We start from the raw sequence: 25,894 nt of genomic DNA, 5'->3' as shown, positions 1-25,894 counted from the left end.
ATGAAGCAGCCGATCATCGAATTGTCAGAGCTGACCAAACAATACGGGGAACAGACGGCTGTCGACAGTCTGACGCTTACCATCTACCGCGGCGAAATTTTTGGATTGCTCGGACCCAATGGGGCCGGAAAATCGACGACCATCCTGATGATGTTGGGACTGGCGGAGCCAACGTCAGGGTCAGTCCATGTCTGCGGTGTCAACTCCACGAGACAACCGATACTGGTAAAGCGAAAAGTAGGGTATTTGCCAGACGACGTCGGGTTTTATGAGGATATGACCGGTTTGGAAAACCTGCTCTACACGGCGCAGCTCAACGGACTATCCCGGACGGAGGCAAAAGAGCGGGCCTCCTCGCTGCTGCTGCGTGTGGGGCTGGAGGGCGCTGCGGAGAAAAAGGCAGGCAAGTATTCCCGGGGGATGCGTCAGCGGCTGGGGTTGGCCGATGTGCTGATCAAACAGCCGGAAGTGATTATCCTCGACGAACCTACCCTGGGGATCGATCCGGAGGGGGTTCGCGAATTCCTGCAGTTAATCCAGCAGTTGAGCCGTGATGAGGGAATCACCGTCTTGCTCTCCTCTCATCACCTGCATCAGGTTCAGCAGATTTGCGACCGGGTAGGACTGTTTGTCTCCGGACGGATGTTGGCCGAAGGAGATATCCACAGCTTGTCGAGGCAGCTCTTTGAAACAGAACCAGTCGCAATTGAGGCAGGGGTATCGTCTATGTCCGACAGCTTGCTGGATAGCCTGCGGCAGGTTGACGGGGTGAATCGCGTAGAGGCGGACGGACAGCGATTAACCATCCACTGTACGGAAGAAGTGACCGCCGAGATTTCCCGTACGATTGTCGAAAGCGGCGCCTCGTTGCTTCACTTGACACAGAAGCAGTATGGCCTCGATGAGATTTATCACCGTTACTTTGAAGGGGGGGGAGTGAGATGAGTAAAGCATTGGAGGCGATTCGAGGGATGGTCGGATGGTTCGACCGACCCGCTGCAGCCGTGAAAAGAGGTGATGGCAAGGAGCGCCATCCTTTCTGGGTCATCGTACAAAAAGAGGTAGCAGACCATGCGCATAGCTGGCGCTTTAACATTTTGCTGCTGCTGGTACTGCTGACCTGCTTCGGTTCCCTCTATACCGCGATGATGTCCATCCGCGATGCTGTGCCATCGGATGACTCGCTCAAGTCGTTTTTGTTTCTCAAGCTGTTCACGGTATCGGACGGGACGCTGCCGTCGTTCGTGACCTTCATTGGCTTTTTGGGTCCGTTATTGGGGATCGGCCTCGGCTTCGATGCGGTCAACTCGGAACGAAACAAAGGGACGTTGAGTCGGGTGCTCTCCCAGCCAATCCATCGCGACTACGTGTTAAACGCCAAGTTTGTCGCAGCCCTGCTGGTGATCAGCGTCATGTTTTTTGCGTTGGGCTTTCTGGTCATGGGGTTGGGCCTGATGATGATCGGGATTCCGCCCACACCGGAAGAGTTCTGGCGGATCATCGTTTTTCTGCTGCTTAGCATCTGCTACGTCGGATTTTGGCTGAACCTGTCCATTTTGTTTTCCGTCAGATTCCGCCAGCCGGCTACATCGGCTCTGGCCAGCATTGCGGTCTGGATTTTCTTCAGCGTCTTCTTTACCATGATCGTCAAGCTGATCGCGACCGCTACTTTTCCCAAGCAGGCGATCGATGCAGGCAGCCTGCTCAGCCACCAACAGTTTGTCGGATACTTGCTGAGATTATCGCCAAGCCAGCTGTTTACGGAAGCGACAACGACCATGCTCACACCGTCTGTCCGCAGTTTGGGGCCGCTGACGATGGAGCAGATCTATGGCGCCATTCCCAGTCCGCTGCCGTTGGGACAGAGCTTGCTGTTGATTTGGCCGCACACGATCGGGTTGATAGCGGCAACAATGGTCTGTTTCGGGCTTTCCTATGTGCTGTTCATGCGGCAGGAAATCCGTTCCCGTTAAGGTAGACCGTTCCGCCCTTACTGGGGCTGGCTGGCAGCGGCGTATATGTGACTCATCCAATGGGAGAAGAAAGAACGAAACAAGCTCTGAATTGTGGAATCGGGCAACGACCCGATTCCACTTTTTTGTTTGGAAAGACTACCTATGCGAGAAGGATAAAGAATGGAGAAGATGAGGAAAAATTTACCTGAATCATGTAACGTCCAGCATAACATGTTCGTCATAACATACGGGGTAAAGTGTGAGAAATACCGTTCATGGGAGGAGTTTACCATCATGAGAAAACCTATCATCTTGATCATGTCCGCCTGCCTGTTGCTGGCGCAAGGGTGCAGTTCGTCTGAGCCGTCATCGTCGCCGAATCCGACTCCCACAGAGACACCAGGTGATGTGGTTGGCGATCACGCCGATCAGAGCGGCAGTCCATCCGACCAAGAGGATACCAGTCAACAACAGGATACAGAGGCGGCACCTTCCACTGATCAAGCAGAGGAGTCCGGAGAGGGATCGTCAGGGCAAGAGGACGATAAACAGGCGGGAGAGAGTGAGACGTATCAGAATGAAAGCTTTCAAGGAGTAGTTGTAACAAAAGGCAGCGATGATTCGTATACCGTAACAGGAAAAGCACGAGTATTTGAAGGGGTAGTCGATTACGTCGTAGAGGATGGGCATAACGAACTGCTGAAGGGACATGTTCAGGCGGATCATGGCGCACCGGAATGGGGAGAATTTGAGATCACTTTCCAGGTGAAAAAAGCGGAACCGAATACGACGCTTGTCCTGTATCTGTTCGAGACTAGTGCAAAAGACGGAAGTCACCGGAACCAATTGCCAATCCCTTTGCCCTGACATCATCTCGAATCCATCCAACAACACGATGTGGCAGCAATTGTCGTAACTTGATACCACCAAAACATGACGCTAAGGAAAGGTGAATGGGACGTGGACGAAATTGATCGCAAAATTTTAATGCATCTCCAACAAAACGCACGAGTCTCCATGACCGAGCTAGGCAAGGCGGTCGGTCTGACCTCGCCGGCGACTGCCGAAAGAGTGCGAAAATTGGAGGAGCGCGGAGTGATTACCGGGTACCGTGCTACGGTGACCGCGGAGAAGCTAAACAAACAACTCACCGCCTACCTGTTGTTTGACATTCGTTCACAAAACGGATTTTCTACTTTCTGCGGGCAGCATCCCGATGTGGTTGAGTGTCATCGTGTTGCCGGGCCGTACAGCCATCTGACCAAAGTCGTAACATGTTCGGCCCGCTCCTTGGAGCAATTCATCGATGAAGCAGAAGCGTACGGAAGAGCGACAACGCTGCTGGTCTTGTCATCGCCTATCGAACAGAAATGCATACTGCCTGACATCACTTCATAGCAGAGCATAGCGGAGAAAAAGCTGCGGCCAGTGCCGCAGTTTTTTCATCGTTGTTTCGGCCACACGTTTTTTCTCGCAGGCGTTTTAACCTGCTCTCCGTATCAATCTGCACGCGAGAATCGAGTGAGTGAGCATGCCATGCCTTTTAGGGGCAGGCGTATTTTTGTCCTTGCCGCATACGATGTACTAAGTAGGAGGTGGCGGCAGTGGCAGTGTTTCGGGCACGTCGACGTATTCGCAGGCCATTGACGAAGACAAAAGCTTTCTTTATCGCACTTGTCTTGTTTTTGGCACTGACAATCCAGATGCTGGTAGTCGTTGAAAACAGGATCGAACCGACGCTGTTGATTCTCGCTTCGCAAAAAGCGGAACAGCTCGCCAAACAGGCAATCTCTGATGCCGTGACCAAGCGGATTGCCCAGACAGGTGTTGACTTCAATGAGATCGTCAAGATAGAGAAAGACAATGAGGGAAAGATCCAGGCCTATGAATTCAATTTTAAAGAGTACTCCCGGATTGTGGGCGAGACTACCTCACGCATCCAGAACAGGCTCAAAGAGTTTGAAGACACAAATGTGGGGCGCGATATTCCACTTGGCTTGGCGACGGGAAGCAGCTTTCTCGCACAGATGGGCCCACGCTTGCCGGTGACGTTTGTGCCGATCGGCTCCGTGAAGACCCGGTTGGAGACCGAGTTGGACGAAGCGGGCATCAACATGGTCCTGGCTACTGTGTACATATTTGTTGAAGTAGATCTGCGGATCGTCATCCCGTTTGCTACCGATGAGAAAACAGTCACCACCAAAATTCCGATCACCCATTCCCTGATCATTGGCGAAGTGCCGCAATACCTCTATGACAGCAGCGATGGCAAGCCTGACGTACCGCGTATGTCCGGGGACAAAAACATTGGAATTGAGCAGTCGGATTAGAATCCACAGAGAAAAAACAGGTTTGAAAAAGTAAAACGATGGGAAATAAAATGGCAGTTACCCCATCATGTCCTTATTTTACCCCCGTCCCGACGGGGGACTTTCTTTTGTCAGACCGAACCACTAAACGTATCACAGCGCCAGGAGATCGCCAGATGTTAACCGGGGCGATGATGATGGTAGCACAAGTCATAAAATATGCTATAATATGAAAATAGTTTTGCAACGTTTTATGAGATTAGAGGAGGAAAACAAGATGAGAAGAGACAAGCTGAGTAGAGAGAGACTGAGAAAGGGATTGGCTTCGGTGTTGCTTGCGGTATCGATGCTCTCGCTGGCGGCGTGCGGCTCCCAGGCAACTGAACCGTCCGGCGCTCCGGCTGATCAGCCGCCTGCCACTGCTGACAGTGACCAAGTCATCCAACTGGGGTTAACGCAGTTTGTGGAACATCCTGCGCTTGATTCTGTCCGCAAAGGAATCCTGGATGGTTTGGCCGAGGCAGGATATGAGGAAGGGAAAAACCTGGAGGTGGACTACCAAAACGCACACGCCGAGGTAGCCAACACAGTCTCGATTGCCCAGAAATTTTCCGGTGACAAGAAAGATCTGGTCGTGGCCATTGCCACACCATCCGCTCAGGCTGTGGCCAAAGCGATTACAGATGTACCGATCGTCTTTAGTACCGTTACCGATCCGGTAAGCGCACAACTCGTCGAGACTTTGGAGAAGCCGGGGAAAAACGTAACCGGAACTTCGGACAAGGTATCGATGGAACGACAGTTGGATCTGATCCAGCAGTTCGTGCCTGAGCTCAAACAGTTGGGTGTCGTCTACACCACATCCGAGGTAAACGCCCAGGTACAGGTGGAGGAGCTGGAGAAAGCGGCGAAGGAAAAAGGGATTGAACTGGTCAAGTCGGGAATCAGCAACTCCTCTGAAGTACAGGTAGGAACACAGGTGATCCTGGACAAGGTGCAGGCGATCCTCATCCCGGTCGACAATACGGTTGTCTCGTCCGTGGAAGGCGTATTGATTGCCGCTCAAAAAGCAAACGTACCCGTATTTGCTTCTGACGTCGACACTGTCAAACGTGGTGCTGTCGCCACGCATGGGATCAACTACTACGAGATGGGCGTTCAGACGGCTCAGATGGCAGCGCGCATCTTGGATGGGGCACAAGCGGCAGAGACCCCGGTTGAGGTGTCGAAAGAGACAGATCTGTACATCAATGAAACAGCGGCCAAGACGTTTGGCCTGACGATTCCGGATGAGCTGAAGCAGAGTGCGGCAGAGATTGTGAAGTAAATGATGAATTGTGAGCAGGGAATCCTTGTCGAACAAGGGGTCCCTGTTTTTTTGTGGTTATGTGGAGTAATAATAAAATTCCAATTAGACAAAAATCTACACCATTTGACAAAGCGCTTTTTGTACAGTGGAGAAGATTTACATATGGTCACCATACCAAAGGAAAATTTTTTGAAAAGGATGAAGCAAGATGCTGAACATCGCAAGTGCAACTCCCCAGGAACGTGCAGCCCTGATCCAAACATTTGGCTCGCTCGACGTCCGCTATGAGCTGTTTGATCAGGGGCAACACACCTGTCTATTGAGCCGGTTCCCGCGTTCCCTGACGGCGGAGGAAGTCGAAGAAGTACATTTAAACTACAGCGCTGACTGGCCGATGGATTCTGTGGAAAAACAGGAATACCTCGCAGTCGAAAAGAAATTTATCAGCTCTTTTTCCATGGTGCAACAGCTCAATCGAAAGCAGCCGGTCTATCTCTACTGTGAAGAATTTGCCGCAATCGGGCGGGAGCGAAACTATCTGCTGAGGTGTTTGGATAAAGAGGACCACCCGCTTGTGCTCAGCTTGGTGTGGATGCGATCAAACAAACGGGCAGCGATCTGATCAAAACATCAGATCCCCTTCTCTTGCACCTGTTCGTAAAAATCTCCCTGCGAGAAGCGCTGTATCCCGCTTTCTTCTTTCTCGCTACCTCTTCAGCGCTGGGTGCCTATTACGAAATGGAATTTCTGGTTTATTGTCTGGATGGAGCAACGATGCAGGCGTACGCCAAGGCTGCGGCGCAAGCCAAGCTGTTCACACGTGAACCAATGCGTTGAACGGGATGTTGTCTCAAACGATTTCCCCGGCTAGCTCATCAGCATTTGATCTCCTCACTCGCCTGCTGGCATCAGATCGATCGATGAAAAGGAAAAGCGATTGATTGCGAAAAAAGCAGAGGGCCGTTTTTGACGGGCCCCCTTGCTTTTGTTGCCATGTATCAGACTTTCCGTCACTAAGGTATGCCAAGGACAGCATACATAGGTGAAATACAGCTTATCTGCTGTTTTCATCCTCAATCTCGGCACGAAAGCTTTGAATGCTTTCCTCGCGCCGCTCGTTTTTCGCTTGCATGTCAGCAAGCTGATCGGCGGGCATTTCCTGTTTGTGCGCTTTCATATAGTCACGCGACTCTCTGATGTGTTCCATCGTGTTGTCGATCATTCTTTGCATCTTTTCTCCGTTGTCGGCACGATTGTCCGGCTTCGCCATCATGTACCACTCCTCGTCTATATAATGCTCTCCTCTGTTGCGGTTTGAAAGCAACCGCTAAACGGAGGGTGCGTTGTCATCAGTTTGAAGCACTATTCGACATGATGTGGGGTACGATCGGTTATTTCTTCTTTCGTCTCATCTCCCGTTCCCAACTCCGCAGTTGGGGATAAGGATCAAATGACCATTCACCGGAGCCAGTATCTCTGTACATTCCATAATGCAGGTGGGGCGGAAACTTCCCTGATGTACCAGGCTTTCCGTAACCAGAACTGCCTACGTACCCGATGACTTGTCCTGGTTCGACAATGTCTCCAGCCTTTAACCCCTTCCGAAACGAAGAGAGATGGGCGAAGTAATGATAAATATTGTTCATGTCCCGGATGCCGACGCGCCAGCCTCCGTATCGATTCCAGCCAACTACCTCAACGACGCCGTATCCAGTGGCCAGTACCGGTGTTCCGTAGTCGGCAAAGATGTCTGTTCCCTCGTGGATTCGCCTGCCCCCCCAGCCGCGAGGATCGCCCCAGGTGCTGCGATAGCTATAGGTGTATCGTCTGGGGATGGGGAAAGCATGCTGATCCAATTGGAGCGTTTGATATTTCTCGTATACTGCTGCAAACTGATCGATGGTTTTGACGGCGCGGTCGCGTCGGTAGTACATCCAGACACCAATACGAAAGTCTTCACGGGCATAGCCGAAATCGGATAAGAAACGGATCATGGCTGTCAGCACGTCGATGTCGTTCTGTTGATCTGCCTGTCCGTCACCGGAACCGTCAATCCCGATACCACCGAAGAAAGAAATGGATGATTCGTCTGTGTCATCCTCCTCCGGATTCAGATAGCCGGACCAGACAGCCGGAGGGATGGTGATGGCTGTCAATCGGTCTGTCACAGGTGCTGATTTCCGCTTCTTATTGATCGTCCGCTCATACTGGTCAATGGCAGCCAGATAGTGCCAGGGGACTCCATATAGGGCTTCCATCCACTGAAACAGTTCCATTCGCTCCCGCGTGAGAGAGGAGCCTTTAGAGGTTTGTTTCGTTGCCGGTTCAGAAATCATCGCTGCTGCCTCGGCTCGTTCGCCGCCATATAGCGGCGCAAACGGCATACACAGGCTGCATGCGATGATCAGATGGATAAACCGCATCTGTCTTCCCCTCCAGGGTTGGTTTCCTAAGATAGTTTCTGCCAGCAACTAGCAGACTAATCCCGATATTTTTTTCCAACCTCATAAGTGATAGTGTATGATGCTGGTGAGGGATCGTTGCTGGGAGGTTAAAAAGAGATGATGATCTGGATACATAGTGATCGACCGCTGACGCTGAAGCGGCTGTTGAATGCATGGAAGCAGTTGGACTTCTCGCAGGTAAAGGCAGGTGACGGCAGCCCCTCTTCACATGAAGAGCGGCTCAGTCGTATTGTGGAAGCTTCGCTTCCGTATCGGAGACAGGGGGAGGAGGGGTTTTGGCAGGAGGAAGAAGCAGCGCTGTACACACTGTCCGATCTGATTGGTCGGAGTCTCTCGGTTGCGGTGACGCCGCTGGTGGTGCCGCTGTCCGTTCCTGCACTGTGGCTGCCGTTGTTGACCGGTTGGGAAGTGCGCAGGTGGCAGCAAGCAGAAGAGCTCTTTTCGCCATTGGCACTGCTGTGGCTCCGGGAATGGGGAGCACGGACTGATCATATGCTGTCAGGCACCGTGCTGCATGCGGTGGAAGCGGATGGTGTAGGCTTGCTGCTCTGTCAGAGAGACGATGGGCCATCTATCGTGCATGAACAGAGGAATCACACGGAAGAACATGTCGATGAAGCGATGTTTCTGCTGCAGGTGAATCTGGACGATGCCAGCCCGGAGTGGATGGCTTATGCGATGTCCGCTCTCTTTGCCGCCGGTGCCAATGATGTCTCCTTTTTTCCCATGACAATGAAAAAGGGGCGACCGGGCACGATGGTCCAGGTGATGTGCTATGCCAGCCAACTGGAAGTGATGAAAGAGCTGCTGTTTCGAGAGACAACCACATTTGGTGTTCGCTACTTTCCTGTCGTCTGTCATCGTTTGGCACGCCGCTTTTGTCAGGTAGAGACCAGATGGGGAGAAGTGACGGTCAAGCTAGGCTACCTGCGTGGTGAACGAGTGCAGGTAGCCCCGGAATACGCGCACTGTGCCGCTTTGGCCGAACGGGCAGGAGTCCCCTTAAAACAGGTCTACCAGGAAGCACTCGCGATCGCCGTCACCCAAACACCGCAGCAGATGTGAAACTATTGATTTGGCTGTCCGATCAGTACACGCAGCACATTTGGCTGGTCAGGCAGATCGCGTGTTCCTGCACCATAACCGATCGATTCCACTGTCATCGCAGGCAGCGGGCCGAACTGCTTGACCAGGGCAGCGGCAATTCCCGCACCAGTAGGCGTGGTTAACTCTTTTTCGATTGTCGTGAAACGAAGCGGAATGTTTTTTAACATTTCCAATGTGGCTGGTGCCGGTACAGGATACAAACCGTGGTCACAGCGGACATACCCGCTTCCGGTTGGGATCGGACCGCTATAGACGGTGTCGATGTTGAGGTTTTCCAGTGCCAGTGCCACCCCGACGATATCGACGATGGAGTCCAGTGCCCCCACTTCATGGAAGTGAACCGTATCGATCGGCACGTTATGGATCTTTGCTTCAGAAGCGCCGATTACCTGGAAGATGGCCAAAGCCCGCTCCGTTACCCGCGGCGAGTATCCGGCGGCCTGAATCAGCTCAACGATCTCGCGGTACGCTCTGTGTGCATGATGGTGGTGATGGTGGTGCCCGTGCTGATGCCCATGATCGTGCTCGTGCGTGTGATCATGATGATGCCCATGATCATGCTCATGCGTGTGATCATGATGATGCCCATGATCGTGCTCGTGCGTGTGATCGTGATGATGCTGATGATGCTGATGGACATGGTCATGGTGGTGTTCATGATCGTGACCGTGATGCTCGTGTGTCGCTGAGTGGTCATGATGTTGGTGCTCTTGTGCATGGTAGTGATAAAGCTCTTCATCAATCACATCTACTTTTAAGGCGGAAACCCCTTTTTTCACTACGTTTCGCCACTCCATCCGGAAGCTGCCAAGCGGCAGTTTTCGCAGTTGACGTTCAATCTCTTCCCGATCAGCTCCGGCATCAACAAGTGCTGCGAGCGTCATATCACCGCTGATCCCGGAAAAGCAATCCAAATAGGCAATTCTCATCTGCAATCGTCCTTTCTTCGACTGGGCATTTTTTTGTTTTCCCGGGCAACCGGGACTTGGCGAACGACACCATTTGTATGTATCATATAGAGAAAGTATGTTCGCTACAAAAGATGGCAACATTCGGCATGTCCTATCCTGCTATAAGTGTAGCATCCGAGGTCGTGTCTGTCATGGGAGGTTGCGCTGATGATTTCTTTTATCCATATGGCTGACGTTCATCTCGATGCGCCGCTCAAGTCGCTGTCAGAGAAATACGAGCTGAGGCAGCAAGATTTCCGCCAGACCATGAAACGAGTACGGGACCTTGTCCTCTCCAGACAGGTCGATTATTGGCTGATCGCTGGCGATCTTCTGGAGTACCATGGGGGTACGCGGGCCACTGCCTCCTTTCTGCAGGACTTGTTTGCCAGCGTGGCACCGGTTCCCGTCTGTATTGCACCCGGAAATCACGACCCCTGGTTGGAAGATTCATTTTACCGGACGCTTGAGTGGTCCTCTAATGTCATCTTCTTTACTCCAGAGTGGGGAGCTTACGAGTTCCCCGAAAAGTCGTGCGTAGTCTATGGTTGGGGATTTCCGCAGACGCACGTCTCTCAATCCCCTATGCAGGATTTCCCAGGAAAGCTGCCGGGATACCAAAACCATCTGATGGTTCTGCATGCCACGGTAGGAGAGGATGGCGATCATCACCCTTACGCGCCGGTCTCGCTGGCTGAGCTGGCTCAGACAGGTGTCGATTATGCCGCTCTGGGCCACATCCATAAGCCTCGTACTTATCTCCATCCGCATACCGGCTCTCCGTTTGCCGCTTATCCCGGTACCCCAGAGGGTCTTACCGTCAAGGAAAGCGATGAAAGACATGTGCTCTATGGTCAACTCGATGAGACGGGTAGGGTTGCGCTGGAGGCGATCTCTGTCCAGTCGAGGCGAATACGCAAAGTAGAGGTAGAACTGCAGGGAGCCGAGTCCATGGAAGCGATTTTCAAGCGAGTGGAGACGGCACTTGCATCTGAACATCAGGATGATCTCTTGTTCATCGAGTTAGTCGGCGAACGGGCCAGTCATTTGGTTCCATCGCTCGATTTGCTATACGCCCAGTACGGTTCTTATTTTTTTGTCCGTTTTGAGGACAAGTCATGGCCGGATCTGGATGAGCAGCAGCTTCTGCAGCAGGGCGGCATCCTTGCTCGCTGGCTGGAAAAGTTGGCAGAACAGGCCGAACGAAGTGATGATCCGCGGGAGCGGCTGATCGCCCAGACGGCTCGACGAGAAGCGCTGAGACAGATCGGGGGGATGCTGAGGTGATCATTGACGAATTGCATGTCGGCGGCTTTGGCCGATGGCGGGATACAACCTTTTCATTCGTACCCGGACTCAACTTGTTTGTCGCCCCTAACGAAGCGGGCAAGTCGACACTGCTGCACGCCCTGTTTGCTGCACTTTATGGAATGAAGCGAGACTACCTGCGGGTCACCCGCTACCTGGACGAATACGAGCGCTACTATCCCTGGGACCGAGGCCCGTATGAGACCATCATCCGCTATCAGCTTGACGGGCAGTCCTTTCGTCTCCATCGCTGCCACGAGAAAGAGCGAGAGCAGGCGAGACTGTTTCGGGAACCGGAATTGACGGAGATTACGCTGTTGTACCAGGAGGATCGGCGTAAAGAATACAATTTTCTGGAGCGCCACCTCGGCCTCACCCGCACCTTGTTTGCCGACGTAACCTGGGTGCGGGGAGGCCCGGTTCATGCTGCCCGTCATCTGCTCCCCACACTGGTCAATGACAATGAAGCGGATCCGCTGGTCAATGCCCTTTTGGCCGCTCTGGAGCAGGAGATCAGTGTCGTCGGCCGCAAGGAGAGTGCAGGCAGTACGCTCATCGGCAAATTGTCAGGTCAGCTGGAACAGGCGCGGTCGGAACTGGAAGACGCTGAGGCGTCATGGCAATCTGTCCAGCATTTGACCCGCTCTCTCGCAGTATGGCAGGACGAATTGAATAGTGAACAGACCGCCCGGATACAGATCGAGGCGAAGATGGAACGGATCAAACAGGCGGAAGCAGCGTGGCAGGAGAAATGGCAGCAGAGTTTTGAGACCACGACTGCAGCTCAGATAACTGGCTGGGCGGAATCCGCGTCAGATGAGCAGCAGGAACGTGTACTGCACCATCAGACTGCTGAGCAGCTTCACGCATTGGAGCAAGAGATCGCACAATGGCGGCAATCCAATGTAGATAAGTCGCGCACAAGCCATTCTGAGGCAGCGGACCGCTATTTGTCATTTGCCGGGATTGATGAAGCGGCGTGGCAGCAGTGGTTGAAAGATTGGTACGCACTGTCCGTATATGATGAACGGCAGGTGGCAAGCGATCCAGAAGTTGATCTCAACAAACTGCAGTCCGACTATCTGATCGGGCAGGAATGGGCGAAAAATGTGGAGCGTTTGGAAAAGGAGTGCGAACGACTGGCTTCTGTGATCGAAGAGACGGAGCGTACCAAGCGGGAGGCGAGCATAACGACGCCTACGGCTGCACAGCCAACAGAGTCGCCGATGGAAACGTCGCCACAGGATTATCTGAGCCGAAAAAACAGAGCGGCTCTCGCCCGGAAGCGGCAGGCATCCCGTCACAAGTGGTGGTGGTATGGGGCGTCCTTATGCGTCGCAGCTGTCGGCATTATTAGCTGGTGGAGCGATCAGCAAGCGGCCGCAGTGGTTGCTGCGGTGTTGACAGCACTGGCGGGCTTAGTTGGCTGGTATGTGTCTCAAAATGGACAGAAGGCTGCCCCAGTGGTTTCCTCAGCAGATACGGAGACCCCCCTTGCCAGGCAGGACGAAGTAACGAGCAGGCTGGAAGCCAGGCTGTATGAGCTGGAGGAGGAACTAGTCGGCAAGCAGCAGGAACTGAGAAAGTGCCAGGCATCGCTTCGGCAACTGCTGGGCGAGTGGAATCTGTCGGAGTGGGAAGCTTTTCTGGCCATGCGCGAAAAGTGGCTGATCCAAATCCATGAACACCAACTAAGTGAGAAAGAGGCTGCAGAGCGGAAGCGGATTCAGATGCGGCTGGAGAAACAGATGCTGGAGTGGGGCGTCCCTCCTCATCTCCCGTTTGAACAGGCGGCAGCACTGGTATTGAGTGAACACGCCGAATGGGAACAGCGCTCTCGTGCCCAGCAGCAGCGGCTGCAGGAAGAACTGGATGACCAGAAGCGCAGGGCTGCACGAGCGAGCCGGTTGGCGAAATTGGAACAGAAGCAGACGGAGATCTTGGAGCGCTGGAGGATGGAGATCCGCGATATCCTGTTAAGCCGGCAAAAGGAGTTGGAGCAGCAGCGAAGAGAGGCGGAAGCAGAGCGAGCGGAACGGGACGAAGCGATCACAACCTTGCGAGAAAAGATCGCACAGGCGCGCGGCGAGATCGGCCAGCGCGGTGAAGTGGCTTTGGCAAAAGCAAAGAGTAGATACGATGATGTAAAAGAAAAGTGGGAAGAGGTGCGGCTGCGCAGGGATGCGCTGATCCTTGCCAAGTCGGCATTGGAGGAGGCGATGGAGGAGTGGCGAACCGACATCTCTCCGCAGATGAATCAAACAGCGTCGAGGGTAGTCAAACAACTAACCGGCGGTCGCTACCAGGATGTGCGTCTTGATCCCCTGCAGGACTTCGCCATACGTGTCGTTGAGCCGGAGCGGCGCAACATCGTCGAGCAGAGCAACTTTTCCTCTGGAACACAGGATCAGCTCTACTTTGCTCAGCGGATTGCGCTGCTGCAAAAAGTTAGCGCCGAACGGGAGCCGCTGCCCATTTTTCTGGACGATCACTTCATCCATTACGATCAGGAGCGGCTCGAGGCGGCGCTGTACTGTCTGCTTGAACTGGCGGAATCCCACCAAGTTTTTTTATTTAGCTGCCATCGGCGCGAACTTGATTATCTGCAGCCGATGATCAGCGGCATGGAACGGCACAAGATCCATGCATGGCCCTGAGAGGAGGATCACATGCTAGGAGAGCTGCTTTTCCAACATCGTAAGGAACAGACCGACATCGGTGACGACACCGACGGTTTGCGCTGATCCGCGATCCATGAGTTTAGTGACAACTGCCGGATTAATGTCGACACAAACGGTCTTGATCCAACTAGGCATCATGTTGCCTGTCCCGATCGCGTGCAGCATGGTAGAGAGCATGATCACCAATTCGGCTTCTGCCACTTGCTCAGCGTATTGAGCCTGCGCTTCGATCAGATCCATCAGTGTGTCCGGCAGCGGGCCATCGTCGCGAATGGAGCCGGCCAGGACAAAGGGGACGCTGTTTTTAACGCATTCGTACATGATCCCGCCCTGCAGCGTCCCGTCTGCCACGGCTTCCGCGATGGAGCCGGAGCGGTTGATTGCATTGATCGCTCGCATGTGGTTTTTATGCCCGCCGCGCACGACGGAACCGGTATCCAGATTGACACCCAGGGAAGTGCCAAACAGGGACCGTTCGATGTCGTGTACGGCCAGGGCGTTCCCCGACAACAACGCGTTTACATATCCGTTGCGGATCAGGCTTTGAAAAGCTTCTCCACCACCCGTGTGAATCACGACAGGGCCTGCTACAAACACAATCTTGCCGTTTCTCTGACGAATCTCGCGCATCTCTTCGGCCAGCCGTTTGACGACGACTTCCACTCGCCGCTCGGAACTGACTTCGTTGTTCATAAAGGCAAACTCACCGTTTTTCTCATCAGTAGGCGGGAGGACCAGACGCACACCGTTGCTGCCGCAAACGATCAGGTCACCTTTTTGAATGTCGCGCAGCTTCACGCAGTGCACCTCGTCCCCTTTGACGACGAGACAAGCGTCCATTCGCTGATATTTTACCCTGACCCACTTGCCGTTTAGATAGACCTCTGTCGGATGGTTGGTTGTCGAGTAAAAATCGTCGGGCACCGTTTTGTCCTTTTCCGCTGGTTTCAAGACTGCCATCTCCTCGGCACGAGGGATGTTGCAGCCCAGGTTTACCAGTTCATTCAGGATTAGGTCGATCTTATCTTCAGGCAGGTCTAGCACCACTCTGGCTGTTGATTCATCATCCACCTGATCCCCTACCTCCAGTTGCAGCACACGGTAGCGACCGTTGTACTGTACGACGGAAGCATCGATTTTTTTCAAAATGTCGTCACGGATGATGTGTCCGCGTATGTCAATCACTTGTTCCATCCCTATTCCTCCTTGTTATTGGCAGCTGTGGTATGTATGAGAGGCGCTGCAAAAACTGCGCGGCAACAGAAACATCGGCCGGAAAACACGTCTCAGGATGATGGTAGTATCAAGCTTCTCTTAGTATAGCGATTGTATACAGACCATCCAAGTGGTTGCACATAAATGGATGTTTATACACGCTGCTGCTGTGCTTCTCAAGCGATCTGCAAGGCAAACATACAGGCATATGCGATTCACTGCCCGCTACACGGAGCAGCCCTTGGTATTGCCCCGGGTATTTTTCTTACTCTATAATGGGGGAGAGCGTCCTGAACATGCTTCTGGCATTGAGAGCAGTCAGGACATCGTGTGTGGGATAGTATGAGATGAGGGAGTGAGCCCTGACATGACCCAACGAAAACCGGAATGGCTCAAGATCAATCTGGTTACTGGTGAAAAGTTAGCCAACTTTAACGAACTGAAACAAACGATGCGGGGCAAAACGCTGCATACAGTCTGTGAAGAAGCCAAATGTCCAAACATCCACGAGTGCTGGGCCAATCGCACAGCGACTTTCATGATACTAGGGGACATCTGTACCCGTGCCTGCCGTTTTTGTGCCGTCAAGACCGGTCTGCCTACTGAGTTGGACCTCGCGGAGCCGGAGCGTGTAGCGGAAGCTGCTGAACAAATGGGTCTGCGCCACGTGGTCGTTACCTCGGTTGCCCGCGATGATCTGTCTGATGGGGGGGCCGCCGTATTCGTCGCCACTATCCAGGCTATTCGTCGACGTTTGCCGTTTTCCACAGTGGAAGTGTTGATCCCTGACTTTCTCGGCAACTGGGATGCGCTGCAAATGGTGATGGATGCCAAGCCGGACGTGCTGAACCATAACATTGAAGCGGTGCGTCGCTTGTCCGATCGGGTACGTGCAAGGGCCAAGTACGACCGCACGATCGAACTGCTCAAGCGGGCAAAAGAGATGCAGCCATCCATTCCGACCAAATCCAGCCTAATGATCGGGGTAGGAGAGACCGTCGACGAGATTTTGGAAACGATGGACGATCTGAGAGCAGTTGACGTGAACATTATGACGATTGGCCAATATCTGCAGCCAACGAGAAAACATCTGACCGTAGAAAAGTACTACCACCCTGATGAGTTTGCCATGTTGAAAGAAGAAGGGATGAAACGTGGTTTTCAGCATGTAGAGGCTGGTCCGTTGGTCCGCAGCTCCTACCATGCACATGAACAGGCGAATGCGGCAAAGGAGGCAATTGCCGCCAAATCTTGAACCGGCCCATGAGAAGAGAATCCCCTATTTCCGCCATCAGGTGGACGTAGGGGATTTATCATACCGTATAGACGGAAGACAGATCAGCGCTTCCGGTTTTGTTGGGTCATCTGGCCTTCCATCGTGTCGCCAATGTCCATTTGATCACGCATCTCCGTCGTCATGCCTGATCTACGGGGCCAATCTTCCCCATCGGTCAAACCACCGAAGCGATGGATCAAGTCGTCGATCCTGCGGTCTTCGTTGAATCCTGCTACATTGACGTTTGCGGAACGACTGGCAATGCGGGCCATTTCACGAATGGTATCTCTTTTGTCGGTAATATACACCTTGAAGTATCGCGGTGAGACGGACCAGGCGTTCATCTTGGCTTTTTTCTTGATAGAGGCTGCCCGCTGCCGGTTGTTATCGGCGAGCTCCAACCCGACGAAGATTTCTTCATCCGAGACCAGCACTGATGACGTGTTGACACCGGGCACACCGGCTGTCACATTTCCGACCACTTGTGCCAGCGCGTCGCGATCAACATACACACTGTTCATGGTGCCGTTGCGCAGGGAGTTGCCGTCCACCTGTACATAACCCATCCGCGTCATGTTGGTCGTTCCATTGTTGCCCCCTCTGGCTGCGCCACCTGTTCCGCGGATACCTGTCGTGCGCACTCCTGCTGCCTTGTAGAGCGACTGATACGTCTGTCCGTTTCGCAAGGCCGCAGGACCGTTGGTGTCTGCTTCTCCTGCCGGATTGGTCGGACTGGCTGTACCACCGTAGCCATTTGGAGCAGGATAAGCAGTTGTCCCATAGTTATTGGTATAATCGGGAGCCGCATTGTTTCCAGCTCCGCATGCCGAAACGAGCAGGGCAAAACTGGCGATCATCCCATACAGCCATCTTTTCGTCATGTTTACACCTCCTGCAGGTAGGGTGCCCAAGCCTGCAGAGCGTTTTCCGTGGGAATATTATGTCCCGCTTCGAAAAATGTGGTAAGATGGGATCAGATGGACTCGAAAAGGGAGGAAACGCGCTTTGATCCGCACCCAAGCTGGAACATTTGAACTGGTCGAGGAACATCGAGGTGGTTGGAACCCGGAGATCTTTAAGGAACGCTACAGTGATATCCTGGACAAATACGACTACATCGTTGGCGATTGGGGATATGGTCAACTTCGCCTGCGGGGTTTCTATGATAATGTGAACCGGAAAGTTCCGTTTGAACAAAAGATCGCTTCTCTTGATGAGTATTTGCACGAATTCTGCAACTTTGGCTGTGCCTATTTCGTGCTTCGGCGCCTCGCCTCTTCGACTGACGGAGAGCGGAAACCGGCTGCCGTCAGCCAGGAGAAGCATCCCAATGGGGCGGAAGCAGAGTCGAGCCACCAGGAACAACAGTCCAATCGCCCACAGGGTCAACAGCGATCCAATGGACGCGGGGATCGGGGACGCCATTACCGTTCCCGGTCGGAGCGCGGAGATAAAGTCTCCCGCTCTTCCCGCCATGGACGGCACCAGGATCGCAAAGACTCGGGACAGGATGGGAGCAAGCCACGCCAATCGTCTCCTAAATCAAACGGACAGCCGCAGCGCGAGCAAGTCATGACAGGAGGATCTGTCAAGAAAGATCCGCAAGGGTAAAAATAAAAAGCACCTTTCCGCGTGGTCAAGACCCCATTTAGTGGACATTGAAAAAAAGCCCTAGGCAGCAAGCTGGTTCCTGTATTCGACAGGTGCCAGCTTGTTTAGTTTTCTTTGAGCGCGGTTATTGTTATAAAAGTCGATATATTCCTCAATTCGCCTTTGTGCCTCTTCAATACTTCGTATATCATAAGGATAGAGTGCTTCTGTCTTGAGATGAGAAAAGAAGCTCTCCATAGCGGCATTGTCATAACAAGAACACCTTCCTAAACGTCTCCAAAACAAGTGGATTGTCATTGCGACTGCTTATGTGGTACGCAATAATTTCTCCGTTCCACAAATCCATGATTGTGGATAAGTAAATCCTGTCGTCAAGTACTCGATACTGAGTTACATCTGTTACCCACTTACAATTAGGAGCACTTGCCGTAAAATCCCGTTGCAGCAAATTCTCAGCAATCCTTCCGTCCGATAACGCTGCTTCACGAGTTGTACGATGGACATACTTACGACGAATAATTGCTTTTATGCCTAGCTCTTGCATAAGACGCAGAACCTTCTTATGATTGACGATCATTTGATACTGACGGCATAACTCGTCTTGAATACGCCGGTAGCCTACAGTCTTATTCCGTTGCTCGTAGATCGCCATGATCCTGCGTTTCAGTTCTCCGTCTGGATTCTTCGTTTTACGCTTCAGATAGGCATAATAACCGCTTCTGCTTATTCTTAAATAAGCACAAAGTTCCTTAACGCTCTGCTTATCCTTCAGTTCATCGACAACGAGGTGTCGGTTTTGCAACCCTCCCGATTCAAGATTTGTAACCACTTTTTTAGGACATCTACCTCTAATTGCAAACGTCTAATTTCTCGCTCTTGCTCCGTTTCCACCTTGTGTGGATTGCCTCGTCTATCCTCGAATGCAGCCTGCCCATCCTCACGATACTTTCTCATCCAAACCTTAACACGATCCTTGTCCTGAACTTCCATATGATCCGCAATCTTTCTGTAGCTCCAGCCTTCTTCCACATGTAGACGGACTGCTTCCATCTTGAGTGATTCTGGATAATGCTTGAACTTTTGCCCTTTGAATGCCATAAAGAATACACCCCCTAAAGTAACATCGGTTTTCCCTAGGGGTTTTTCCAATGTCTACTTTAAGGGGTGCACTTCACTTTTTCCAATAAATCAGGGGAATGCTTTTTTTGCTACTGTTCGTTGAATGGCAGACCGGACTCGCCGTCCACCTGCGGGTACTCAGAACCAGCGGTCTGACGGTAAAAGGAGTACGGGGAATACGGTGTGTAGGGTGTGTACGGCGAGTAGTAGGGCGCATACGGCGTATAAGGCGCGTAGGGGTAATATTGGTACGGCGAAGAATACAGAAAAGGAGATAGAATCACAAAAGGCAGCAAAAATCGTGCGATGTCTTCCGGACTGTCAAAGCGATCTCTGCGCCGCCGAAACTGGACCGGTACGGCTTGATAAGGGTAAGCCGGTACCGGCTGAGGCTGAAAGCCCGCTGCTTGCGGATAAGCTGGAACAGCTTGAGCATAAGCTGGAACAGCTTGGGCATAAGCAGGGGCAGCCTGAGGAACCGGCTTTGCATGCGGATAGGGATGATACGGTTGCATACTCACTTCTCGACGCTCCTCACTCTGTGTTTTTTGTTCCACAGTAGTATACGGTGGGCGGATGACACAGGCGATTTGTCCCGAGAAAAATGGGCGTTGCAACCGGTGTTCCCATCCACAAAGTCTGGGGCATAGCTCTCCGTTATTTGTCGAAGCAGACAACGCTTCCCTTGAATTCCCCTCGCCCCTTGAGGGCTTTTGGCCGCCGTACCGCTTTGTTGGAGCGGAGACGGCCATCCCGGCTTCCCCGCAGGCACTGGCACGAGCGGAGCTCGCCTGTTTTTCTCTTTGCGCCCCCCACTCTGTGCGTACAAAGCAAAGAGCCGTCAGGGAGTCTTTTCCCCTGACGGCTTTCTCGATTTACACGATGCGCAGCAAAAACGTCTTTAACTCTTCCGCTTCTGCTTCGGTAAGCTGAAAAGCGTACTCCAGATAACCTTCTTCATTCAGATCATCTTCGCCAATGATCGCACTGCGACCATTTTGGATGTTGATGACCAGTTTTTTGCCATAAAAGCGGTTGGTTGTCGTAATCGCCAGATCAAAGCGGCTGGTTTCTCCAATAAAGCTGACAAAGCGAGTGCTGGTATCCTCTGTCTCGTCGTAGAGGTAAAACAAATCGTCAGACATCTATCCCACCTGCTTCCTTCACAAAATGAGGTTTATGCTCAAGGTTATGCACCGCACGGATGAAGCGGATCGTCTTGGTTTTGGCGCGCATCACCAGCGAATGGGTCTCCGCCAGGTTGTCGCCGAGATAGCGAACACCTTGCAGCAGCTCGCCGTCTGACACCCCGGTAGCGGCAAAAATCGCATCATCTCCGCCAACAAGGTCGGACAATGCCAATACTTGTTCCGGATTGGTAACCCCCATTTGCACGCAGCGTTGCCGCTCTCGCTCGTTTTGCGGCTTCAGCTGTGATTGCATATCGCCGCCCAGACACTTGACTGCAGCGGCGCTGATGACCCCTTCGGGCGCCCCGCCAATGCCGAGAAAGAGATCAATGCCTGTATTCGGCATGCAGGCGGCGATTGCGGCTGCCACATCGCCGTCCCCGAACAGTTTTACGCGTGCCCCTTTGTCCCGGACAGCTTCAATGATGTGTTGATGTCGTTCACGTTCCTGGATGATCACGGTAACGTCTTGCACCCGTTTATGGTTTGCTTCAGCCACCACTTCAATCATCGTGTCGATCGGATCGTCCAGGTTGATCTTTCCGGCAGCACGAGGGCCCACTACCATTTTTCTCATGTACATGTCAGGAGCATGCAACAGCGTCCCTCGATCGCCAATCGCAAGGACAGACATGGCATTTGCGTGTCCCTTGGCTACAATGGTTGTACCTTCCAGAGGATCGACCGCAACATCCACTTCCGGACCGCTCGCCCCTGCACTGCCTACTTGCTCTCCTATGTATAGCATCGGCGCTTCATCCAGCTCGCCTTCACCAATGACGACCGTGCCGCGCATCGCAATGGTATCAAACATCGTCCGCATCGCATTTGTTGCTGCGCCGTCTGCTTCATTTTTTTTGCCACGTCCGAGCCACTGGGCGGATGCAAGGGCCGCCATCTCTGTGACCCGTACCACCTCTAACGCCAATTCCCTGTCCATCAGACCCTCCTTTTTCTGCGTTCGATGCTTTATTTCCTTATCCATTGTAGCATAGTTGGTTACTTTTCATATTGAAGTTGAATGTTCCCATTAATTTTACTAATATAGCAGTAGCAATGGGAATCAACTCCTGTACTTATCGTCGATAGATGAGGAGTAGGGTGATCAACAGAATAGTAGGAGGGGCTGCAGTGTATCCAAGGACACACAGGGGTTGGGACAAGCTGAAAATGTTGATTCAACTGCTTTACCCATCTCGCGCACTCAAATTGTTTCCCCCTCACTTTTCTTTGCGAGATGTCGTACTGGAACGGATTGATGAGTGCTGCAAAACGGGCGAACGCTGCGCACTGCTATTTTTTCATGTGCAGCAGTATGGAGAAGTAAAAGCCGTGTATCCTCCTCATGTGGTGTTGCAGACAGAGGAGACGGTCGCTGAGGTATTTGCCGATGTGGTGCGCAGATGCGTCGCAGATGAAGATCTGTTTGTCCTGCAGCGATATGATCTAGACGATTACTTCATTCTGCTTCGCGATCGGCACGAGGAGTTCTGCTCTGACTGGCTGCAAGAGCGAACCGACCAGATCCGCCATGAAGTGGAGCGGGAGCTCAATATTCGCGCGGCAGCTTTTCTCGACGTCGGGATCACCTTATCTTCGGCATCAACCAGGATCGACCTCAACAGGCAAGATTCCTACGAGTCGTTTACATCCGCGATGCGAGATGTTCAGTCGCTGGCCAAGCAAGCTGTTCATACCCATCTGGGCAATTACCGTGCAGATATCCGCCGGATTATTGAAGAAGAGGATATTCAGGTGTTGGCCCAACCGATTATCTCACTCTCTACGGGTGAGGTGGAGGGGTGGGAAATCCTGACACGCGGGCCGAAGGAGACCTTATACAACCAGCCGCAGCAGCTTTTTCATTTTGCCCATCTTGCGGGGATGCTGATCCCTTTGGAATTGCTTGTCATTCAGAAGGCTCTGAGCGAAGTGGAGAACAAGCAGAACAAGAGTCCTATTTTTATCAATGTGACTGTTCCCAGCTTGTGCAGCAGCCTGTTTTACCAGCAGGTGATGCAGCAGATGAAGCGTTTCCCCAGGATTTCACCCAGTCAGATTGTGCTGGAGATAACGGAGCGGCATGCAGTGGATGACTATCCGTCCTTCTTTCAGGCATTAGCTGCATTTCGCAAGGCAGGTTTCCGCTTTGCCGTTGACGACACGGGTGCCGGCTACTCCAGTTTACATATGATTTCTGAACTATTGCCCGAGTTTATCAAGGTTGATCGGTCCATCATCCAGGGGATTGATCAGCATGAGATCAAAGATTCCGTCCTGCAGGCTCTCCTGCTGATCGCTGAACGAATCGGCTGCGGGGTAGTGGCGGAGGGAATCGAGACAGAGGCGGAGGCTGCTGTACTGATCCGGAAAAACGTTGCATATGGACAGGGATTCCTGTTCTCCAAGCCGCAGAAGCCGTTTCAAGAGATGGCAGTTGGCACGGAATAGTCCATTTCATCATACAGAAACCACCTACATTGATCCCTTGCCGGTGAGGCAGGGCGTCAACTGTTCTTTTACCAAGCTTCCTTCTGTCTGCCTGATCGGACAGGGAAGCTTGTTTTTGTTTTCGCACCCCTTTTCTAACGGCTCTCATAAGGTTTCTGATATACTTGATACGGAAATGGGGTGAAGGGTGTGGATCGAGAATATCTCATGCAGGGAGAATTAGTACTGATCGTATTGATCCTGACATTTGTCGGCACGCTTCTATACGCCAAGCGGGCGTCAAAAAAGAAACGCGATCAGATGAAAAAATAACAAGCGGGTGAATGCTGCATGTACAATCTCAATACAGATCGGATCGAAAGCGTGCTTTTGCACCTGGAGGAAAGACTTCGGCTGCTGCGTACGTTGATCAACGCGCCGGACGCTGATATTTTGTCAGATCAAACTGTGGTTGCTGCGATTGAGCGGGCACTGCACACGACGATTGAAGCGATTGTGGATACGGGCAATGCTTTGATTGACGGATTTATCATGCGCGATCCGGGCAGCTATACGGACATCGTGGAAATTTTGCGGGACGAACGAGTGCTTGATGATCAATCCGCTGCTGTACTTACTGAGCTTGTTGCCTTTCGAAAAGAGCTGGTACACAATTATACGGACGTACCACAACTGGAAATGATCCGGCTGGTACGTGTCTCACTCGATTCGCTTGCCCGGTTTTCGTCGGCAGTTAGGCAGTATATCAAGCAGGAGTTATTCTAAACCGGTAGTCCCAAGGGGAGTTTTTAGGCAAAAACGGATTTTATAAACAAAAATCTATCTTTAGTTTACTAAAGGGAGATGATAGGGTAAAATAGCATGTAGAAGGGTGGTGATGGATCGTGAGTACTGAACAGACGTCCACTCGTAACCAAATCTTGCATATGTTAAAAACAAAGGGACCACTCCCTGTGAGTGATATGGCGATTGAACTCGGGATTACGGAAATGGCTGTACGCCGCCATTTGAATACCCTTGAAAGGGACAACCTGATCAAATCTTCGCTCGTACGACAGGCGATGGGGAGACCGACCAACGTGTATTCCCTCTCCGAAGAAGCGGATGAATTGTTTCCGCGCAACTACCATGATTTGACGCTGGATTTCCTGCACGATCTGCAGGACGTAGACGGGCCGGACAAAGTGGAGAAACTGTTCCGCCGTCGCGAGGATCGCCTGGAACAAAACTACCGCACGTATGTCCAAGGAGACCTGAAACAGCGAGTTGCCGCTCTGGCAGAACTGCAAAACCAGAAAGGCTACATGGTGGAATGGGAACATGACGACAAGAACGGCACGTATTACCTGAAAGAATACAATTGTCCGATCTCCCAGGTTGCTAGGCAGTTTCACCATGCTTGCAACTGCGAGCTTTCCCTGTTTCGCCGCGTCCTCGACGCTGAGGTGGAACAGACGTCCTGCATGGCCAAAGGGGGAGACAATTGTGTCTACCGGATCAAAGACAGGTCCGGCTGACCTGTCAGGATAGGATTAGGATCCACTCGCTCAGAGTGGCTTTTTCTTTTTATCGAAAAAAGGAGAAGATAGGTGGGTGCGATGAAACAATACGAAGCCTTTTTGCTTGATCTTGACGGGACGATTTATCGGGGCAGCCAGGTGATTCCAGAAGCAGTCCGATTTGTACAGGCCCTGAAGCGGGAACAGATTCCCTTTCTCTATCTGACCAATAACTCCTCGGCGACTCCGCAGGTGATCGCTGAGCGGCTAACCGCCATGGGGCTGCCGACAACGGAAAAAGAGGTGTACACTTCTAGCTTGGCCACTGCTGCTTTTCTGCGGCAGCGGTTGGCGCCAGGCACCCCTCTGTATATCATCGGTGAAGCAGGGCTGCGCACGGCGTTGGAGCAGGCTGACTTCGTCGTGGATGATCAGCAGCCCCAAGCCGTCGTCATCGGCATCGATCGTACATTCAGCTATGATAAACTGGCGGTCGCCTCCCGTGCGATCCGGCAAGGGGCGCTATTCGTGGCGACCAATGGCGATGCCGCCCTGCCGACTGAGAGGGGGTTGGCCCCAGGCAACGGATCACTAGTGGCAGCCATACGTGTCGCCTCTGGCGTAGAACCGATTGTGATCGGCAAGCCGAACAAGTGGGTTGTTGACTTCGCGTTGCAGCGATTAGGAACAAAGCGGGAGCGGACGTTAGTGGTCGGCGACAACCTGCATACGGATATTGAGGCGGCTGCCAACAGCGGCATGGACAGTCTGCTGGTGTTGACCGGTTTCTCTACCATCGATGATGCGCACGAGCATCCGGTTCGGCCAACCTACACCGCTTCCGATCTATGGAGCTGGTGGACGAAGTGAGAGGTACGGAGCAGCTTGTCCTCATTTCACGGTTTGATTGAAACGCTCTTTCATGTGCTGCCGTTCTTCTTCCCGCTCATAGTAATTGTGGGCGATCCGACTTGACGCTGCCGCGGCGATTGCACCGACGAGGTCATCCAAAAAGGTATGGACACCATACTGCTTGTCGTTTAAGCGTTCCAGGATACCGTACTTCAACTTGTCGATGTAGCCGTAATTGGTTAACCCGATACTTCCGTAAATGTTGAGAATAGCTAAAGACATGACCTCATCTACACCATACAAGGGTTCATCCCGCATCATCATCTCCTGCAGCGGAGAGATCAACCGGTTTTGTTCGGCCAGCATGTCTAACTGAATACCGGTTAGCAAGGCATTTTGTACTTCGCGCTTCTGCAGAACAGCCTGCACACTGTCCAGACAGGTCTGCCGTTCCAGATCAGGGATGTAGTCTTTTTGCAAAAACATGACCAATTCGGCAATATCCTCAAGCTGTACACCGCGCTGCTGCAGGAGTTGAATCGCGTTGCGGTACACGTCACCACCGTTGATTGTCGCAGCGTTCAATCTGACCAGTCT

30 protein-coding genes are annotated in these 25,894 nt (G+C 52.5%); 18 read left to right on the top strand and 12 right to left on the bottom strand.

Annotation, left to right across the window (positions count from 1 at the left end):
* The 8 genes from LOK74_RS16800 (at window position 1) to LOK74_RS16765 (ending at window position 6,410) form a co-directional block, all read left to right on the top strand.
* On the top strand, window positions 1-945 hold the full coding sequence (locus tag LOK74_RS16800; RefSeq protein ID WP_230043168.1) for an ABC transporter ATP-binding protein: 945 nt from the start codon (window positions 1-3) through the stop codon (window positions 943-945).
* 26 nt (window positions 946-971) lie between these two features.
* Complete coding sequence (locus tag LOK74_RS16795) at window positions 972-1,973, top strand: ABC transporter permease (protein ID WP_420908795.1); 1,002 nt, start codon at window positions 972-974, stop codon at window positions 1,971-1,973.
* 276 nt (window positions 1,974-2,249) lie between these two features.
* Window positions 2,250-2,822 (top strand): Gmad2 immunoglobulin-like domain-containing protein, encoded by a 573-nt coding sequence (locus tag LOK74_RS16790; protein WP_230043166.1) that lies wholly within the window; start codon window positions 2,250-2,252, stop codon window positions 2,820-2,822.
* A 93-nt stretch (window positions 2,823-2,915) separates the two neighbouring features.
* Entirely contained in the window at window positions 2,916-3,353 is a 438-nt protein-coding gene (locus tag LOK74_RS16785) for an Lrp/AsnC family transcriptional regulator (protein WP_230043165.1), read from the top strand.
* 206 nt (window positions 3,354-3,559) lie between these two features.
* The gene (gene yunB / locus LOK74_RS16780; protein WP_230043164.1) at window positions 3,560-4,285 is read left to right on the top strand and encodes a sporulation protein YunB; all 726 of its coding nucleotides are present in this window, start codon (window positions 3,560-3,562) and stop codon (window positions 4,283-4,285) included.
* Between the two features lie 256 nt (window positions 4,286-4,541).
* Window positions 4,542-5,591: an ABC transporter substrate-binding protein gene (locus LOK74_RS16775; RefSeq protein WP_230043163.1), complete on the top strand. Its 1,050-nt coding sequence runs from the start codon at window positions 4,542-4,544 to the stop codon at window positions 5,589-5,591.
* A 190-nt stretch (window positions 5,592-5,781) separates the two neighbouring features.
* Window positions 5,782-6,195, top strand: coding sequence for a hypothetical protein (locus LOK74_RS16770; RefSeq protein ID WP_230043162.1), 414 nt, complete (start codon window positions 5,782-5,784; stop codon window positions 6,193-6,195).
* Window positions 6,162-6,410, top strand: a complete 249-nt coding sequence (locus LOK74_RS16765; protein WP_230043161.1) for a hypothetical protein — start codon at window positions 6,162-6,164, stop codon at window positions 6,408-6,410. The genes LOK74_RS16770 and LOK74_RS16765 overlap by 34 nt, the downstream gene beginning before the upstream one ends.
* A 217-nt stretch (window positions 6,411-6,627) precedes the next feature.
* On the opposite strand, the gene tlp is transcribed toward LOK74_RS16765, so the two are convergent.
* Together tlp and LOK74_RS16755 are read right to left on the bottom strand one after the other, a co-directional pair.
* The gene (tlp, locus tag LOK74_RS16760; RefSeq protein WP_338148616.1) at window positions 6,628-6,846 is read right to left on the bottom strand and encodes a small acid-soluble spore protein Tlp; all 219 of its coding nucleotides are present in this window, start codon (window positions 6,844-6,846) and stop codon (window positions 6,628-6,630) included.
* A gap of 118 nt (window positions 6,847-6,964) precedes the next feature.
* Complete coding sequence (locus LOK74_RS16755; RefSeq protein WP_230043160.1) at window positions 6,965-7,996, bottom strand: M23 family metallopeptidase; 1,032 nt, start codon at window positions 7,994-7,996, stop codon at window positions 6,965-6,967.
* 138 nt (window positions 7,997-8,134) lie between these two features.
* Between LOK74_RS16755 and larC2 the strand changes: the two genes are divergently transcribed.
* A complete protein-coding gene (gene larC2 / locus LOK74_RS16750) occupies window positions 8,135-9,103 on the top strand; it encodes a nickel pincer cofactor biosynthesis protein LarC2 (protein WP_230043159.1) in 969 nt (322 codons plus the stop codon).
* A gap of 2 nt (window positions 9,104-9,105) precedes the next feature.
* Here larC2 and larC read toward each other — a convergent pair whose 3' ends face one another.
* The gene (gene larC / locus LOK74_RS16745) at window positions 9,106-10,074 is read right to left on the bottom strand and encodes a nickel pincer cofactor biosynthesis protein LarC (RefSeq protein ID WP_230043158.1); all 969 of its coding nucleotides are present in this window, start codon (window positions 10,072-10,074) and stop codon (window positions 9,106-9,108) included.
* A 189-nt stretch (window positions 10,075-10,263) separates the two neighbouring features.
* Between larC and LOK74_RS16740 the strand changes: the two genes are divergently transcribed.
* A complete protein-coding gene (locus LOK74_RS16740) occupies window positions 10,264-11,382 on the top strand; it encodes a metallophosphoesterase family protein (RefSeq protein ID WP_230043157.1) in 1,119 nt (372 codons plus the stop codon).
* Entirely contained in the window at window positions 11,379-14,060 is a 2,682-nt protein-coding gene (locus LOK74_RS16735) for an ATP-binding protein (protein ID WP_230043156.1), read from the top strand. The genes LOK74_RS16740 and LOK74_RS16735 overlap by 4 nt, the downstream gene beginning before the upstream one ends.
* A gap of 15 nt (window positions 14,061-14,075) precedes the next feature.
* Here LOK74_RS16735 and LOK74_RS16730 read toward each other — a convergent pair whose 3' ends face one another.
* A complete protein-coding gene (locus LOK74_RS16730; RefSeq protein ID WP_230043155.1) occupies window positions 14,076-15,278 on the bottom strand; it encodes an ornithine cyclodeaminase, nickel-pincer nucleotide-dependent in 1,203 nt (400 codons plus the stop codon).
* 388 nt (window positions 15,279-15,666) lie between these two features.
* On the opposite strand from LOK74_RS16730, the gene lipA reads away from it, so the two are divergent.
* Window positions 15,667-16,554, top strand: a complete 888-nt coding sequence (gene lipA, locus LOK74_RS16725) for a lipoyl synthase (protein WP_230043154.1) — start codon at window positions 15,667-15,669, stop codon at window positions 16,552-16,554.
* An 83-nt stretch (window positions 16,555-16,637) separates the two neighbouring features.
* Here lipA and LOK74_RS16720 read toward each other — a convergent pair whose 3' ends face one another.
* Window positions 16,638-17,456, bottom strand: coding sequence for a YhcN/YlaJ family sporulation lipoprotein (locus tag LOK74_RS16720; RefSeq protein WP_230043153.1), 819 nt, complete (start codon window positions 17,454-17,456; stop codon window positions 16,638-16,640).
* Between the two features lie 124 nt (window positions 17,457-17,580).
* Between LOK74_RS16720 and LOK74_RS16715 the strand changes: the two genes are divergently transcribed.
* Window positions 17,581-18,186: a YutD family protein gene (locus tag LOK74_RS16715; protein ID WP_230043152.1), complete on the top strand. Its 606-nt coding sequence runs from the start codon at window positions 17,581-17,583 to the stop codon at window positions 18,184-18,186.
* Between the two features lie 60 nt (window positions 18,187-18,246).
* On the opposite strand, the gene LOK74_RS24400 is transcribed toward LOK74_RS16715, so the two are convergent.
* The 6 genes from LOK74_RS24400 to glpX form a co-directional block, all read right to left on the bottom strand.
* Window positions 18,247-18,423, bottom strand: a complete 177-nt coding sequence (locus LOK74_RS24400; protein ID WP_420908683.1) for an IS3 family transposase — start codon at window positions 18,421-18,423, stop codon at window positions 18,247-18,249.
* A gap of 10 nt (window positions 18,424-18,433) precedes the next feature.
* Window positions 18,434-18,988 carry an IS3 family transposase gene (locus LOK74_RS16710; protein WP_230043151.1) on the bottom strand — a complete coding sequence of 185 codons (555 nt, stop codon included), beginning with the start codon at window positions 18,986-18,988 and terminating at the stop codon, window positions 18,434-18,436.
* Window positions 18,955-19,284, bottom strand: coding sequence for a helix-turn-helix domain-containing protein (locus tag LOK74_RS16705; RefSeq protein WP_230043150.1), 330 nt, complete (start codon window positions 19,282-19,284; stop codon window positions 18,955-18,957). Before LOK74_RS16705 ends, LOK74_RS16710 begins: the two co-directional genes overlap by 34 nt.
* Before the next feature lie 110 nt (window positions 19,285-19,394).
* On the bottom strand, window positions 19,395-19,826 hold the full coding sequence (locus LOK74_RS16700; protein ID WP_230043149.1) for a hypothetical protein: 432 nt from the start codon (window positions 19,824-19,826) through the stop codon (window positions 19,395-19,397).
* A gap of 354 nt (window positions 19,827-20,180) precedes the next feature.
* Window positions 20,181-20,450, bottom strand: a complete 270-nt coding sequence (locus tag LOK74_RS16695) for a DUF3055 domain-containing protein (RefSeq protein WP_230043148.1) — start codon at window positions 20,448-20,450, stop codon at window positions 20,181-20,183.
* Window positions 20,443-21,435 (bottom strand): class II fructose-bisphosphatase, encoded by a 993-nt coding sequence (gene glpX / locus LOK74_RS16690; protein ID WP_230043147.1) that lies wholly within the window; start codon window positions 21,433-21,435, stop codon window positions 20,443-20,445. Before glpX ends, LOK74_RS16695 begins: the two co-directional genes overlap by 8 nt.
* 191 nt (window positions 21,436-21,626) lie before the next feature.
* Here glpX and LOK74_RS16685 point away from each other — a divergent pair, with 191 nt between their 5' ends.
* From LOK74_RS16685 to LOK74_RS16665, 5 genes are all read left to right on the top strand, one after another.
* Window positions 21,627-22,946, top strand: a complete 1,320-nt coding sequence (locus tag LOK74_RS16685) for an EAL domain-containing protein (RefSeq protein ID WP_230043146.1) — start codon at window positions 21,627-21,629, stop codon at window positions 22,944-22,946.
* Window positions 22,947-23,135: 189 nt separating this feature from the next.
* Window positions 23,136-23,258: an amino acid ABC transporter permease gene (locus tag LOK74_RS16680; RefSeq protein ID WP_230043145.1), complete on the top strand. Its 123-nt coding sequence runs from the start codon at window positions 23,136-23,138 to the stop codon at window positions 23,256-23,258.
* Between the two features lie 18 nt (window positions 23,259-23,276).
* The gene (gene hepT / locus LOK74_RS16675; protein WP_230043144.1) at window positions 23,277-23,711 is read left to right on the top strand and encodes a type VII toxin-antitoxin system HepT family RNase toxin; all 435 of its coding nucleotides are present in this window, start codon (window positions 23,277-23,279) and stop codon (window positions 23,709-23,711) included.
* A gap of 119 nt (window positions 23,712-23,830) precedes the next feature.
* Window positions 23,831-24,463 carry a helix-turn-helix transcriptional regulator gene (locus LOK74_RS16670; RefSeq protein WP_230043143.1) on the top strand — a complete coding sequence of 211 codons (633 nt, stop codon included), beginning with the start codon at window positions 23,831-23,833 and terminating at the stop codon, window positions 24,461-24,463.
* Between the two features lie 81 nt (window positions 24,464-24,544).
* Window positions 24,545-25,315 carry a TIGR01457 family HAD-type hydrolase gene (locus LOK74_RS16665; protein ID WP_230043142.1) on the top strand — a complete coding sequence of 257 codons (771 nt, stop codon included), beginning with the start codon at window positions 24,545-24,547 and terminating at the stop codon, window positions 25,313-25,315.
* Between the two features lie 21 nt (window positions 25,316-25,336).
* Here LOK74_RS16665 and LOK74_RS16660 read toward each other — a convergent pair whose 3' ends face one another.
* Complete coding sequence (locus LOK74_RS16660) at window positions 25,337-25,882, bottom strand: phosphatidylglycerophosphatase A family protein (protein ID WP_230043141.1); 546 nt, start codon at window positions 25,880-25,882, stop codon at window positions 25,337-25,339.
* Window positions 25,883-25,894 lie beyond the last annotated feature (12 nt).

The sequence above is a fragment of the Brevibacillus humidisoli genome, assembly GCF_020923435.1.
Classification (GTDB): Bacteria; Bacillota; Bacilli; order Brevibacillales; family Brevibacillaceae; genus Brevibacillus_E; species Brevibacillus_E humidisoli.
The sequence above is the reverse complement of the archived record's forward strand: the minus strand, read 5'-3'. Positions and strand labels throughout refer to the sequence as shown.

Excerpts from the sequence above, each read along its gene's own strand:
- LOK74_RS16740 (WP_230043157.1), top strand. The coding sequence starts at position 10,264 with ATGATTTCTTTTATCCATATGGCTGACGTTCATCTCGATGCGCCGCTC.
- LOK74_RS24400 (WP_420908683.1), bottom strand. The coding sequence starts at position 18,423 with ATGGAGAGCTTCTTTTCTCATCTCAAGACAGAAGCACTCTATCCTTAT.
- LOK74_RS16720 (WP_230043153.1), bottom strand. The coding sequence starts at position 17,456 with ATGACGAAAAGATGGCTGTATGGGATGATCGCCAGTTTTGCCCTGCTC.
- LOK74_RS16775 (WP_230043163.1), top strand. The coding sequence starts at position 4,542 with ATGAGAAGAGACAAGCTGAGTAGAGAGAGACTGAGAAAGGGATTGGCT.
- LOK74_RS16730 (WP_230043155.1), bottom strand. The coding sequence starts at position 15,278 with ATGGAACAAGTGATTGACATACGCGGACACATCATCCGTGACGACATT.
- LOK74_RS16755 (WP_230043160.1), bottom strand. The coding sequence starts at position 7,996 with ATGCGGTTTATCCATCTGATCATCGCATGCAGCCTGTGTATGCCGTTT.
- LOK74_RS16695 (WP_230043148.1), bottom strand. The coding sequence starts at position 20,450 with ATGTCTGACGATTTGTTTTACCTCTACGACGAGACAGAGGATACCAGC.
- LOK74_RS16795 (WP_420908795.1), top strand. The coding sequence starts at position 972 with ATGGTCGGATGGTTCGACCGACCCGCTGCAGCCGTGAAAAGAGGTGAT.
- larC (WP_230043158.1), bottom strand. The coding sequence starts at position 10,074 with ATGAGAATTGCCTATTTGGATTGCTTTTCCGGGATCAGCGGTGATATG.
- LOK74_RS16770 (WP_230043162.1), top strand. The coding sequence starts at position 5,782 with ATGCTGAACATCGCAAGTGCAACTCCCCAGGAACGTGCAGCCCTGATC.
- lipA (WP_230043154.1), top strand. The coding sequence starts at position 15,667 with ATGACCCAACGAAAACCGGAATGGCTCAAGATCAATCTGGTTACTGGT.
- larC2 (WP_230043159.1), top strand. The coding sequence starts at position 8,135 with ATGATGATCTGGATACATAGTGATCGACCGCTGACGCTGAAGCGGCTG.
- LOK74_RS16705 (WP_230043150.1), bottom strand. The coding sequence starts at position 19,284 with ATGGCATTCAAAGGGCAAAAGTTCAAGCATTATCCAGAATCACTCAAG.
- LOK74_RS16665 (WP_230043142.1), top strand. The coding sequence starts at position 24,545 with ATGAAACAATACGAAGCCTTTTTGCTTGATCTTGACGGGACGATTTAT.
- tlp (WP_338148616.1), bottom strand. The coding sequence starts at position 6,846 with ATGATGGCGAAGCCGGACAATCGTGCCGACAACGGAGAAAAGATGCAA.
- hepT (WP_230043144.1), top strand. The coding sequence starts at position 23,277 with ATGTACAATCTCAATACAGATCGGATCGAAAGCGTGCTTTTGCACCTG.
- LOK74_RS16790 (WP_230043166.1), top strand. The coding sequence starts at position 2,250 with ATGAGAAAACCTATCATCTTGATCATGTCCGCCTGCCTGTTGCTGGCG.
- glpX (WP_230043147.1), bottom strand. The coding sequence starts at position 21,435 with ATGGACAGGGAATTGGCGTTAGAGGTGGTACGGGTCACAGAGATGGCG.
- LOK74_RS16800 (WP_230043168.1), top strand. The coding sequence starts at position 1 with ATGAAGCAGCCGATCATCGAATTGTCAGAGCTGACCAAACAATACGGG.